Genomic DNA, 12,919 nt, shown 5'->3' with positions numbered 1-12,919 from the left:
CCGCGGGGCCCTGGCCCGGAGCGGTCCTGGCCCCGGTCGCAGCCCTGCCCGTCGTCGAGGCCCCCCGCCCCTCCGTGTACGTCGCGCTGGCCCAGGCCCGGCGCTCCCGCGCCGTCGGCCCGCGTTTCGACCGGGCCGGGTATCCGCTCGACCCCAAGGACCAGGCCGCCCGCCGGGACCGGCTGCGCGCCCGGGTCGTCACGACCACGGTCGTCGCGACGGTGGTCGCCGCCCCCGTGATCGCCCTGTGGGCCGCGTACCGGGGAGCGCCCCAGACCGGCGAGGGCCACGACGGCTCCTCGGTCAGCGCCACGGAGATAGACGGCGCCGGCGGAATGAGCGGCGCCCCCCACACCCCCTACGAGAACACCGGCGACGGCCGCCCCGGCAACCGCTTCGGCGCCCGCGTCCCGGACGTCACCGCCGAGGTCGTCAGCACCGGCGGCACGCAGCACGGCGACGCCCGGCTCGCGGTGACGGCCCGGACCTCCGGGGCCGTCACGACGCTCACGCTGACCGCCGCCGGCCGCGGGCCGGTCAGCTGGTCGGCGGCGACGGACGCCCCGTGGCTGCGCCTCAGCCGTACGTCCGGCACGCTCGCGGCCGGGCAGAGCACCACCATCGCGGTCTCGGTGATCCGGGACGCGCAGCCGGGCGGCCCGTGGCGGGCCCGGATCTCGCTGACGCCCTCGGGTTCCGCCGTGCTCATCGACGGTCACGGGGTCACCGCCCCGACGACGGGCGGCCCGCGCCCCACGCGCCCCGGAACGGACTCGCCCCGCCCCACGGACCCGGGCACCACGGACCCCGGCCCGACCGATCCGGGCCCCACCGATCCGGGCCCCACCGACCCGGGCCCCACCGACCCCGGACCGGGCCCGACCGACCCCACCGGTCCGCCGGACCCCACCGGTCCGCCCGAACCCACGGACCCACCCGAACCGACACCGCGCCCGACCGACCCGAGCCCCACGGAACCGGCCCCGACCGATCCCGGCCCCTCCGCCCCGGAACCGACGGGCTGAGGGTCCGCCGGCCGGACCGGCAGGCCGGTCTCGCAGGCCCGGGTGCGCCTCAGCGCTTCTTCGGCGCGGGGAGCGGGTCCGCCGGGTGCGGGGCCATCGGCAGCAGCGAGGACAGCCGCTCCTCGCACAGCTCGACCAGCCGGTCGTACCCCTCCTTGCCCATCAGCTCGATCAGTTCCGGGCGGTAGGACACGTACACCGGGTCACCGGCACCGTGCGCCGAGGTGGCCGAGGTGCACCACCAGTGCAGGTCGTGACCGCCCGGGCCCCAGCCCCGCCGGTCGTACTCGCCGATCGTCACCTGGAGCACCCGCGTGTCGTCGGGCCGGTCGATCCAGTCGTACGTCCGCCGCACCGGCAGCTGCCAGCACACGTCCGGCTTGGTCTCCAAGGGCTCCTTGCCCTCCCGCAGCGCCAGGATGTGCAGCGAGCAGCCCGCTCCGGCGGGGAAGCCGGGCCGGTTCTGGAAGATGCAGGAGCCTTCCCAGCGGCGCGTCTGGCGTTCGCCGTCCTCGTCGACGCCGACCCAGCCCGTCTCCGCGCCGACGTCGTGGAACTGCCACAGCTCGGGAGTGAGCCGGGCCACGTGCCCGGCGACCCGCTTCTCGTCGTCCTCGTCGGAGAAGTGCGCGCCCAGCGTGCAGCAGCCGTCGTCCGCGCGGCCCGCCTGGATGCCCTGGCAGCCGCTGCCGAAGATGCAGGTCCACCGGGAGGTCAGCCAGGTCAGATCGCAGCGGAAGACCTGCTCCTCGTCGGCCGGGTCGGGGAACTCCACCCAGGCCCGCGCGAAGTCGATGCCCTTCTCGTCGGGCGGGACCGGTCCGCTCGCCCCCGCCTGTGCTGCCTGCTTGTTCGACTTCTGCTTCTTCGTGGCTTTGTCCTGCTTAGCCTTTTTCGTCTTTGGCACGCGGACAGCGTAAGTCCGATGGCGCAGTAGCGTTCCCCCATGAGACTCGGAGTCCTCGACGTGGGATCGAACACGGTTCATCTGCTGGTGGTCGACGCCCACCCCGGCGCCCGCCCGCTGCCCGCGCACTCGCACAAGGCGGAGCTCCGGCTCGCCGAACTCCTCGACGAGGGCGGCGCCATCGGCCCCCTCGGCGTGGACCGGCTCGTCGCGACGATCGCCGGCGCGGTCCAGGCCGCCGAGGACAAGGGGTGCGAGGACGTGCTGGCCTTCGCCACCTCCGCCGTGCGCGAGGCGACCAACGCGGACCTGGTCCTGGAGCGCGTACGGGTCGAGACCGGCGTCGACCTCGCGGTCCTCAGCGGCGAGGAGGAGGCCCGGCTGACCTTTCTGGCCGCCCGCCGCTGGTTCGGCTGGTCGGCGGGGAAGCTGCTCGTCCTCGACATCGGCGGCGGCTCCCTGGAGATCGCCTTCGGCATCGACGAGGAACCGGACACCGCCGTCTCCCTGCCGCTGGGCGCGGGCCGCCTGACCGGCGCCTGGCTGCCGGACGACCCGGCCGACCCCGAGCAGGTCAGGGCGTTGCGCCGGCACGTCCGGGCCAGCATCGCGCGGACGGTGGGCGAGTTCAGCCGGGCCGGCCGCCCCGACCACGTCGTCGCCACCTCCAAGACCTTCAAGCAGCTCGCCCGGATCGCCGGCGCCGCCCGCTCCACCGAGGGCCTGTACGTCCAGCGCTCGCTGAGCCGCAAGGCGCTGGAGGACTGGGTGCCCAAGCTGGCGGCGATGACGGTCGAGGAACGCGGCCGGCTCCCCGGAGTCTCCGAGGGCAGGGCGGCCCAGCTGCTCGCCGGGGCCCTGGTGGCCGAGGGGGCGATGGACCTGTTCGGCGTCGAGGAGCTGGAGATCTGCCCCTGGGCCCTGCGCGAGGGCGTCATCCTGCGCCGCCTGGACCACCTCCCCGTGGAACGCGCCGCGCTGCCCCAGTGACGTACGGCGGACGTACGGCGGTGGACTCCGGGCCGTACCACCCCGGTGACGTACGGTGACAAGTCCATGGCCCTGATCACTTTCCGCCAGGAGCCCTCGGCGCGGCGCACCGGTGCCCGTAGGCTGTCCAGGTGGCAGAACCAGTGGTGCGCATCCCCGATGCGAAGGTCGCCCTGTCAACGGCCTCGGTCTACCCCGAGTCCACCGCGACGGCCTTCGAGATCGCCGCGCGCCTGGGCTACGACGGCGTCGAGGTCATGGTCTGGACCGACCCCGTCAGCCAGGACATCGAGGCCCTGCGCCGGCTCTCCGACTACCACCGGGTCCCGATCCTCGCGGTGCACGCCCCCTGCCTCCTGATCACCCAGCGGGTCTGGTCCACCGATCCGTGGGTCAAGCTCCAGCGGGCCAGGGCCGCCGCCGAGAAGCTCGGGGCCTCCACCGTCGTGGTGCACCCGCCGTTCCGGTGGCAGCGCAACTACGCCAAGGACTTCGTGACCGGGATCTGGCGGATGGCGGAGGAGACGGACGTCCGGTTCGCCGTCGAGAACATGTACCCCTGGCGCTACCGGGACCGCGAGATGCTCGCGTACGCCCCCGACTGGGACGTCACCAACGACGACTACCGGCACTTCACGGTCGACCTCTCGCACACCGCGACCGCCCGCACCGAGGCGCTCGCCATGGTGGACCGGATGGGCGACCGGCTCGCCCACGTCCACCTCGCCGACGGCAAGGGTTCGGCCAAGGACGAGCACCTGGTGCCCGGCCGGGGTGACCAGCCGTGCGCGGAGCTGCTGGAGCGCCTCGCCCGTACGGGCTTCGACGGCCACGTCGTCATCGAGGTCAACACCCGCCGCGCGATGTCCTCCGCCGAACGCGAGGCCGACCTCGCCGAGGCGCTGGCCTTCACCCGCCTCCACCTGGCGACCACGGCCGCCGCCGGCGATCCGCTCCCGAAGATCCACCGCCCGTGACCGAGGCCGCTCCCGCCCCGCGCCGCCGGGGCCGCCCCTCCAGGGAGGCCGCGTCCGGGGGCCCCGACGCCCGTACGCGCATTCTGGAGGCGGCCCGTACGGAGTTCGCCGAGCGCGGCTACGACAGGACGTCGATCCGGGGCATCGCCAAGTCCGCCGGGGTCGACGCCGCCCTCGTCCACCACTACTTCGGTACGAAGGACGAGGTCTTCGCCGCCGCCGTCGAGGTCACCTTCGAACCCGCCCTGGTCGTCCACACCGTTCTCGGCGGTCCGCCGGAGGGCCTGGGGGAGCGGCTGGCGCGCTTCTTCCTCTCCGTGTGGGAGGACCCGGCCACCCGCTCCCCCCTGCTGGCGATCCTGCGCTCCGCGCTGACCCACGAGGCGGCGGCGAAGGTGCTGCGCGAATTCGTCCTGCGCCGGCTGCTGGAGCGGATCGCGGCGGAGCTGGACGTTCCGGACGCGACGTTCCGCGCCGAGCTGGCCGCCTCGCACATGATCGGCATCGCGATGCTCCGGTACGTGATCCGCGCCGAGCCGCTCGCCTCCGCCGACCCGGAGGACATCGTGGCGATGGTCGCCCCCGCGCTCCAGCGATACTTGGGCGAGCGCTGAACCCCGGCGAGGGCCACCCACCCACCGACCATCATGTCCCGCATTTCGGACAGGCTGTCCAGATCTTGGATCCGGGGCGTACGCTCGGAGGCAGTCTTTCCCGCCCGAACGCGCAAGGCAGTCTTCTCTGCCGAAGGAGCGAGCGACGATGCCGCAGCTGAGGTCCCGCACGGTCACCCACGGACGCAACATGGCGGGCGCGCGCGCCCTTATGCGCGCGTCGGGCGTAGCGAGCGCGGACATCGGCAAGCCGATCATCGCGGTCGCCAACTCGTTCACCGAGTTCGTCCCCGGCCACACCCACCTCGCCCCGGTCGGCCGGATCGTCTCCGAGGCGATCCTGGCGGCGGGCGCGGTGCCGCGCGAGTTCAACACCATCGCCGTGGACGACGGCATCGCGATGGGCCACGGCGGCATGCTCTACAGCCTGCCCTCCCGCGACCTCATCGCCGACTCCGTGGAGTACATGGTCGAGGCGCACTGCGCGGACGCGCTGATCTGCATCTCCAACTGCGACAAGATCACCCCGGGCATGCTGATGGCCGCCATGCGCCTCAACATCCCGACCGTCTTCGTCTCCGGCGGCCCGATGGAGGCCGGCAAGGCCACCCTCGTCGACGGCACGGTCCGCAAGCTCGACCTGGTCAACGCGATCAGCGACGCCGTCGACGAGTCCATCTCCGACGAGGACATCCTCCGTATCGAGGAGAACGCCTGCCCCACCTGCGGCAGCTGTTCCGGCATGTTCACCGCCAACTCGATGAACTGCCTGACCGAGGTCCTCGGCCTCTCCCTCCCCGGCAACGGCTCGGTCCTCGCCACGCACACCGCCCGCAGGGCGCTCTACGAGGACGCCGGCCGCACGGTCGTCGAGATCACCAAGCGCTACTACGAGCAGGACGACGAGACGGTCCTGCCGCGCGCGATCGGCACCCGCGCCGCGTTCGACAACGCCATGGCGCTGGACATCGCCATGGGCGGCTCGACCAACACGATCCTGCACCTGCTGGCCGCCGCCGAGGAGGCGGAGCTGGCGTACGACCTCGACGACATCAACGAGGTCTCGCGCCGGGTCCCCTGCCTCTCCAAGGTCGCCCCCAACGTCGCCCCCGGCGGCACGTACTACATGGAGGACGTCCACCGGGCGGGCGGTATCCCCGCCCTCCTCGGCGAGCTCCACCGCGGCGGCCTGCTCAACGAGGACGTGCGCTCGGTGCACTCCGACACCCTCGCCGAGTGGCTGAAGAACTGGGACGTGCGCGGCGGCTCCCCGTCCCCCGAGGCCATCGAGCTGTGGCACGCCGCCCCCGGCTGCGTCCGCTCCGCGACCGCCTTCTCGCAGTCCGAGCGGTGGGACACCCTCGACCTGGACGCGGCGGGCGGCTGCATCCGCGACGTCGAGCACGCGTACTCCAAGGATGGCGGCCTCGCCGTCCTCAAGGGCAACCTCGCCGTGGACGGCTGTGTCGTGAAGACGGCCGGCGTCGACGAGTCGATCTGGACCTTCGAGGGCCCTGCCGTCGTCTGCGAGTCGCAGGACGAGGCCGTCGACAAGATCCTCCGCAAGGAGATCGAGCCGGGCGACGTCGTCGTCATCCGTTACGAGGGCCCGCGCGGCGGCCCCGGCATGCAGGAGATGCTCTACCCCACCTCCTTCCTCAAGGGCCGGGGCCTGGGCAAGGTCTGCGCGCTGGTCACCGACGGCCGCTTCTCCGGCGGTACGTCCGGCCTCTCCATCGGCCACGCCTCGCCCGAGGCGGCCTCCGGCGGCACCATCGCGCTCGTCGAGAACGGCGACCGGATCCGGATCGACATCCCGAACCGCTCCATCGAACTGCTCGTCGACGACGCCGTACTGGCCACCCGCCGCGAGGCGCTGAACGGCGTGTACGCGCCGAAGAACCGCGACCGCAAGGTCTCGGCGGCGCTGCGCGCCTACGCGGCGATGGCGACGAGCGCGGACCGCGGCGCGGTCAGGGACGTCTCGAAGCTGGGCTGACGTAACCGCTCAGGGGCCCGGTCGGCCTCCCCGGAGCCTCTGGGTACCTCCCCGGGGCAGAGCCCCGGGTACCTGACGGCGGAACCGGGCCCTCACCAGGCGCCCGGATCCGCCCCGTCCACCGCGAAGACCGACCCGTCCGGCGCCGTCCCCACGACCGTCCGCCCCGCCGCGACCGGGGCGGGCAGGTCGGACGCGTACGACAGCTTCCCGCCGCTCAGCCGCGCCCGGGTCTGCCCCACCAGCGCACCCCGGCCCGTGTCGACGGCCAGCAGCCGCCCGTCCGCGGCGGAGAAGTACAGGTGCCCGCCCTCCCCGAGCACCGGAGCGGAAGTCCGCCCCACCCCCGTCTCCAGCCGCCACAGCTCGGCCTTCGCACCGCCCGCCGCGGTGTCGACGGCGAGCAGCGACCCGCCCCGCGCCAGCAGATACGCGACGTCCCCGGCCATGACCACCTGCGGCCCGTCCAACGTGAAGGGCAGCGGCACCCGGGCGGACCCGCCGGTCCCGGGCGCGTACCGGACCAGCTCGGCCGTGTCCGAGTTCTCGTCCATCGCCGTCAGCACCAGCTCCCCGGCCCCGGCCGTGCCGACCGGAGTGAGGACCCCGTCCAGCCGTCGCTGCCAGGACGCTTGCCCGCTCGCGGCGTCCACCGCCGTGACCAGGGTCGACGCCCCGGAGGGCGCGTGCTCGAAGGCGTAGGCGAGTCCGGACGCCCCGTCGTACAGGGCGAAGTCGGGCCGGGTGTGCTTCGCCAGCGGCCCCTTCCAGCGGGGCGCCCCGCTCGCACCGTCCAGCGCCGTCACCGTGCCGTCGTCCGCGACGGCCAGCAGGGTGTCGCCCGCCGGGAACGCGCCACCGGGACGGGCGGACAGCGCGGTGTCCCGGACGGCGGTGCCCTTCACCGGATCGAACGCGCGCAGCTTCCCGTCCGGGCCGGCAAAGAGCACGACCCCGCCCGAGACGATCGGAGCGTGGGCGGCCGCCCGCGACGAGGCGGACCGGGCCGACCACAGCACGCGCCCGTCCGCCGGATCGATCCTGGCCGTGCCGGCCCCGGCCGCCGAGCAGTACAGCGCGCCCCCCGCCCCGGCGGTGGAACAGACGGGCGTGGCGCTGCCGGAGGTCCGCAACGCGGTACGCCACGGGGTGACGGCGTCGTCGCCCTCCCCACCCCCGGCGCCCGCGCGTTCCGGCTCCGGGCGGCTCGTGTCCGTACCACCGCCGCCCCACACGGCGTACGCCCCCGCCCCCGCCACCAGCAGGAGCAGCGCCGCCGCCACGAGTCGCCGGGCGCGCGGCAGCCGCCGACGGCGCACCACGGGCGCGGTGCCCACATGGGTGTCCGCCTCCGAACCGTCCCGCTCCCTCGCCGCCGGCACCGCCGCCGCGACCACCGCCCGCCGCCGCTGCGACGGCAGGAACGCGTCGGCCTCGTACGACGGGGGCAGCAGCGCCTCCATCACCTCGCCCGGCGTGGGCCGGTCGGCCGGGTCCTTCGCCAGGCACCGGGCGACCAGCGGCGCGAGGTCCTCCGGCACCCCGCCGAGGTCCGGCTGGTCGTGCACCACCTGGTACGCCACGATGTACGGGCTGTCCGAGTCGAACGGGCCCCGGCCCGTCGCCGCGTGGACGATCACGGCCCCCAGCGCGAACACGTCGACCGGCGGCCCGACCTCGCGCGGCCGCTGGAACTGCTCGGGAGCCATATAGGGCGGCGAGCCGATCAGCTTGCCGGTCTCGGTGCGCAGATCACTGTCGTACGGCCGGGAGATCCCGAAGTCGATGACCTTGGGGCCGCCGTCGGTCAGCAGCACGTTGCTCGGCTTCAGATCGCGGTGCACCACGCCTGCCCGATGGATGTCCCGCAGCGCCTCGGCCAGCCCGGCGGTCAGCCGGCGCAGCTCGGCGGGGGCCATCGGGCCGCTCCGCTTCACCTGCTCGGCGAGCGTGGGCCCGGGAATGTAGAGGGTGGCCATCCAGGGCCGCCCGGCCTCCGGATCGGCGTCGACGACGGGCGCCGTGAACGCCCCGCTCACCCGCCGCGCGGCCGCCACTTCCTGCCGGAACCGCGCCCTGAAATCGGGATCCGCCGCGTACGGCGCGTGCACCACCTTCACCGCTAGCTGCATCCCCGTAGCCGAGCGCGCCAGATGCACGACCCCCATGCCGCCCGAGCCGAGACGGGCCTCAAGACGGTAGGTGCCGGCGTAACTCGGAAACTCCGCTTCCGGATGCGCTCCGGGCTCTCGCAGCGGCGGCATCGCCCACCCCCGTGTGTTCGTGCGCATGCGACGCACGGAGCCTAGTCGATGGTGCGTGCGAGAGGCACGGGGCTTGCTAGCCTGCGCGTCGTACGCGTCGCGCGTACGCGTTTCTCAACGGGGGAGGCCCACATGGGCGTTGAAGAGCACACCGTGGAACCCACGCGGAACGAGGTGGACGGGGCGGAAGGGGCGACGGCCACGGCGGAAGCCGAGGTGACGGTGGAGACCACCGCGACCGGCACCCGCTATCCGATCGCCCCGGGTTACCGGGTGAACGTCCGCACCGGCCCCGGCACCAGCTACCGCATCGTCAGGACCCTGCCGTACGGACAGAAGATCCCGATCTACTGCCAGAAGCCGGGGGAGTGGGTCACCGGCCCGTACGGCACGTCGAACCTCTGGGACAACATCGCCAACGGCCAGTTCGTCGCGGACGCCTACGTCTATACGGGGCGTGACGGCTACATCGCACCGCGCTGCGACTGACGCGTCCGCAGGGGTGACCGGGGGCTACGGGGATAATCGACCCCGTGAGCGAGAACAGCGCAGCCCCCGGCACACCGCCCGCCACGGCCCCGCCGGGTCCGCGGCCCGAGCCCATCCGCTTCTTCGGCACGACGTGGGTCGACCACGACGGCGGTTACGGCCTCCGGCGCGTCGGCGTCGCCGTCGGCTCGCTGGCCGCCGCCGTGGCCGCCTGCTTCCTCCTGCGCTTCGCCTACCAGGGGCTGGAGATCGCGGAGGTCGGGAGTCTCGTCGGGATGCTGGTGATCGCGATGTTCTCCATCTGCAGCGCCATCGCGTTCCGCAAGACCTGGGAGGGCTTCGCCGCCCGCCCGAAGGACCCGGCCCGCGAGGACTCCCTGCGCGGACTGAAGTCGATCGGCTTCATCGGCTCGCTCCTCGCCTACTTCGTCCGCTCGCTCACCGAGGCCCCGGGCGAGAGGCTGCGCCGCACCGAGTACGAGAAGGCCCGCGTCCAGTTCGAGAAGCGCCGCTCGACCCGCACCGGCAACCCGGCGGCCCGCAGGGCCTCCGGCCGCAAGCGGCCGAAGCGCGGCTGAGGGCCGCCCGCCCGACGAACGACCGAGGACTCACCAGCCCGCCGACACCGCGTCGGCGGGCTGAGCCATTCCCTCGTGCCCCCACCCCTTGACGGGCGCCCCGACCGGGCGAAGAATTCATCACATGATGAATTACGAACCCGGGGCAGCGCCCACCGAGCCCCCGGCACACCCACCACCACCGGCGATCGCAGCCCGCGGCCTCACCGTCGTCCGCGGCGGCCGCACCGTCCTGCGCGCCCTCGACTTCACCGTCCGCCCCGGCAGCATCACCGGCCTCCTCGGCCCCTCGGGCTGCGGCAAGACCACCCTCATGCGCACCGTGGTCGGCACCCAGGCCAGGGCCACCGGCGCCCTCGACGTCCTCGGCCGCCCCGCGGGCGACCCCGCACTCCGCAGCCGCGTCGGATACGTCACCCAGGCGCCCTCCGTCTACACCGACCTCACCGTCCGGCAGAACCTCGACTACTTCGCCGCCGTCCTGCACCCCGGCCGCGCCCACCGCGCCGCCCGCCGCGACGCCGTCACCCGCGCCATCGGGGACGTCGACCTCACCAGCCACGCCGACGCCCTCGCCGGGGCGCTCTCCGGCGGCCAGCGCAGCCGCGTCTCGCTGGCCGTCGCCCTCCTCGGCACCCCGGAGCTGCTGGTCCTGGACGAACCGACCGTCGGGCTCGACCCCGTACTCCGCCGCGACCTCTGGGACCTCTTCCACCGTCTGGCCGCCGACCGCTCCACCGCACTCCTCATCTCCTCCCACGTCATGGACGAGGCCGAGCGCTGCCACCGACTCCTGCTGATGCGGGACGGCCGGATCCTCGCCGAGGACACCCCCGACGCACTGCGCCGCCGCACCGGCACGGAGACCGTCGAGGACGCGTTCCTCCACCTGGTCGACGAGCACCCGGCCGACGTGGCCACGCCCCCCACCCAGGAGGCCTCCCGATGACGGCCACCGCCCCGCCCCCGACCGAGGGCGCTCCCGCCCGCCCGCTCACCCCGTCCCGCACGACCGCCACCGCCGGCCGCGTCCTGCGCCAGCTGACCCACGACCCCCGCACGATCGCGCTCCTCGTGATCGTCCCGGTCCTGCTGATCACCCTGCTCCGTTACGTCTTCGACGGCGCGGCCGGGACCTTCGACGCGACCGGGGCCTCCCTCCTCGGCATCTTCCCGCTGATCACGATGTTCCTGGTGACCTCGATCGCCACCCTGCGCGAACGCACCTCGGGCACCCTGGAGCGCCTCCTCGCCCTCCCGCTCGGCAAGGGCGACCTGATCGCGGGCTACGCCCTCGCGTTCGGCGCGGTCGCGGTTCTCCAGTCGGCGCTCGCCACGGCCGTCTCCATCTGGCTGCTCGGCCTGGACGTCACCGGCTCGCCCTGGCTGCTGCTCCTGGTCGCCCTGCTCGACGCCCTGCTCGGCACCGCGCTCGGCCTGTTCGTCTCCGCGTTCGCCGCGTCCGAGTTCCAGGCGGTCCAGTTCATGCCGGCGGTGATCTTCCCCCAGCTCCTGCTGTGCGGCCTGTTCACCCCGCGCGAGGCGATGCACCCCGTCCTGGAGGCGATCTCGAACGTCCTGCCCATGTCGTACGCGGTCGACGGCATGAACCAGGTCCTCCACCACCCCGACATCACCGGCGACTTCGTCCGCGACATCGCCGTGGTCGCGGGCAGCGCCCTCCTGGTCCTCTGCCTCGGCGCGATCACGCTCCGCCGCCGTACGCCGTGAGAACCCCGATGCGAGGATGACGGAGGGAAGACGGCCCGAACCAGACCACAGAGCACCGCACAGAGCACAGCCCAGCACCGCCCGGAGGGTGAACGCATGACCCAGACAGTCGCAGTCCTCGGCACCGGCAAGATCGGCGAGGCCCTGCTCAGCGGGATGATCCGAGCGGGCTGGCGGCCGGCCGACCTCCTGGTGACCACCCGCCGCGGCGACCGTGCCCAGGAACTGCACACGCGGTACGGGGTCGACTCCGTCACCAACGCGGAGGCGGCCAAGAACGCCGACATCCTCATCCTCGCGGTCAAGCCGCAGGACATGGGCAAGCTCCTGGACGAACTCGCACCGCACGTCACCGCCGACCGTCTGGTCATCAGCGCCGCGGCCGGCATCACCACCGCGTTCATCGAGGACCGGCTCACCCCGGACACCCCGGTCGTCAGGGTCATGCCCAACACCCCGGTCCTCGTCGACGAGGGCATGTCCGTCATCTCGGCCGGCAGCCACGCCACCGGCGCGCACCTCGCCACCGCCGAGGAGATCTTCGGCGGCGTCGGCAAGACCCTGCGCGTCCCGGAGTCCCAGCAGGACGCGGCGACCGCCCTTTCCGGCTCCGGTCCCGCGTACTTCTACTTCCTGGTCGAGGCCATGACCGACGCGGGCATCCTGCTCGGCCTGCCCCGCGCCCAGGCCCACGACCTCATCGTCCAGGCAGCGATCGGTGCGGCCGTGATGCTCCGGGACAGCGGCGAACACCCGGTCAAGCTCCGCGAAGCCGTCACCAGCCCGGCCGGCACGACCATCAGCGCCATCCGTGAACTGGAGAACCACGGGGTGCGCGCGGCCCTCATCGCCGCCCTGGAGGCGGCCCGCGACCGCAGCCGCGAACTGGCCTCCGGCAACGGCTGACGACCAGGTCAGGCCCACCGCCCGCCCCCGGCCACCCGCACCACCGGCCGGGGGTTGACACACTCCGGACACCTCCGTAGTGTGCTCCGAGTTGTCCGACGTGAGCGCCGGCCTCGGTCGGTCCCCGGACAACCATTCCGTAGTGACCACGACAGGACGCGACCTCGTGTCGCATGCTTTTTCGTGTGCCTGCGCGAAATGAGGAATCCGCGTTCGAAGGAACGCACCCCGATTAGCGTCGGGGGGCAGGAATCCGCTAAAGTCTCACTCGTCGGAACGGCCCAACAACCGGGAAGACAAGCCCCGCTGACCGGGAATCAGGCCCGAAAGGATCTGATAGAGTCGGACTCGCCGAAAGGGGAAACGCGAAAGCGAAGAACCGGAAGGCGAAGCAGGAAATGCGAGACCCGCTTCGACCGGGAATCGGACGCGAAAGAGT

12 protein-coding genes are annotated in these 12,919 nt (G+C 73.2%); 10 read left to right on the top strand and 2 right to left on the bottom strand.

Features of this window, described 5'->3' with window-relative positions; all coding sequences use genetic code 11:
- The coding region (locus CR470_RS28490) for a BACON domain-containing protein (RefSeq protein WP_441350783.1) at positions 1 to 1,025 on the top strand (1,025 nt) is incomplete at its 5' end.
- A gap of 49 nt (positions 1,026 to 1,074) precedes the next feature.
- Here CR470_RS28490 and CR470_RS28485 read toward each other — a convergent pair.
- Entirely contained in the window at positions 1,075 to 1,932 is an 858-nt protein-coding gene (locus CR470_RS28485; protein ID WP_097870378.1) for a hypothetical protein, read from the bottom strand.
- Positions 1,933 to 1,971: 39 nt separating this feature from the next.
- Here CR470_RS28485 and CR470_RS28480 point away from each other — a divergent pair, with 39 nt between their 5' ends.
- The 4 genes from CR470_RS28480 (at position 1,972) to ilvD (ending at position 6,512) form a co-directional block, all read left to right on the top strand.
- Positions 1,972 to 2,922 carry a Ppx/GppA phosphatase family protein gene (locus CR470_RS28480; RefSeq protein ID WP_097870377.1) on the top strand — a complete coding sequence of 317 codons (951 nt, stop codon included), beginning with the start codon at positions 1,972 to 1,974 and terminating at the stop codon, positions 2,920 to 2,922.
- Positions 2,923 to 3,065: 143 nt separating this feature from the next.
- Positions 3,066 to 3,899 (top strand): sugar phosphate isomerase/epimerase family protein, encoded by an 834-nt coding sequence (locus CR470_RS28475; protein WP_179892394.1) that lies wholly within the window; start codon positions 3,066 to 3,068, stop codon positions 3,897 to 3,899.
- Complete coding sequence (locus tag CR470_RS28470; RefSeq protein ID WP_097870375.1) at positions 3,896 to 4,513, top strand: TetR/AcrR family transcriptional regulator; 618 nt, start codon at positions 3,896 to 3,898, stop codon at positions 4,511 to 4,513. The genes CR470_RS28475 and CR470_RS28470 overlap by 4 nt, the downstream gene beginning before the upstream one ends.
- A gap of 148 nt (positions 4,514 to 4,661) precedes the next feature.
- The gene (ilvD, locus tag CR470_RS28465; RefSeq protein WP_097870374.1) at positions 4,662 to 6,512 is read left to right on the top strand and encodes a dihydroxy-acid dehydratase; all 1,851 of its coding nucleotides are present in this window, start codon (positions 4,662 to 4,664) and stop codon (positions 6,510 to 6,512) included.
- Between the two features lie 92 nt (positions 6,513 to 6,604).
- On the opposite strand, the gene CR470_RS28460 is transcribed toward ilvD, so the two are convergent.
- Positions 6,605 to 8,776, bottom strand: coding sequence for a protein kinase domain-containing protein (locus CR470_RS28460; RefSeq protein ID WP_097870373.1), 2,172 nt, complete (start codon positions 8,774 to 8,776; stop codon positions 6,605 to 6,607).
- 132 nt (positions 8,777 to 8,908) lie between these two features.
- On the opposite strand from CR470_RS28460, the gene CR470_RS28455 reads away from it, so the two are divergent.
- From CR470_RS28455 to proC, 5 genes are all read left to right on the top strand, one after another.
- Positions 8,909 to 9,265, top strand: a complete 357-nt coding sequence (locus tag CR470_RS28455; RefSeq protein WP_097870372.1) for an SH3 domain-containing protein — start codon at positions 8,909 to 8,911, stop codon at positions 9,263 to 9,265.
- A gap of 44 nt (positions 9,266 to 9,309) precedes the next feature.
- Positions 9,310 to 9,843, top strand: a complete 534-nt coding sequence (locus tag CR470_RS28450; protein WP_097870371.1) for a hypothetical protein — start codon at positions 9,310 to 9,312, stop codon at positions 9,841 to 9,843.
- Between the two features lie 124 nt (positions 9,844 to 9,967).
- On the top strand, positions 9,968 to 10,792 hold the full coding sequence (locus tag CR470_RS28445) for an ABC transporter ATP-binding protein (RefSeq protein WP_097870370.1): 825 nt from the start codon (positions 9,968 to 9,970) through the stop codon (positions 10,790 to 10,792).
- Complete coding sequence (locus tag CR470_RS28440; protein WP_097870369.1) at positions 10,789 to 11,574, top strand: ABC transporter permease; 786 nt, start codon at positions 10,789 to 10,791, stop codon at positions 11,572 to 11,574. The genes CR470_RS28445 and CR470_RS28440 overlap by 4 nt, the downstream gene beginning before the upstream one ends.
- 96 nt (positions 11,575 to 11,670) lie before the next feature.
- Complete coding sequence (gene proC / locus CR470_RS28435) at positions 11,671 to 12,480, top strand: pyrroline-5-carboxylate reductase (RefSeq protein ID WP_097870368.1); 810 nt, start codon at positions 11,671 to 11,673, stop codon at positions 12,478 to 12,480.
- Positions 12,481 to 12,919: the final 439 nt, after the last annotated feature.

The sequence above is a fragment of the Streptomyces sp. rh34 genome (genome assembly GCF_002551245.1).
Taxonomy (GTDB): domain Bacteria; phylum Actinomycetota; class Actinomycetes; order Streptomycetales; family Streptomycetaceae; genus Streptomyces.
Note: the sequence above shows the minus strand (reverse complement) of the source record. Positions and strands in the feature narration are given on the sequence as shown.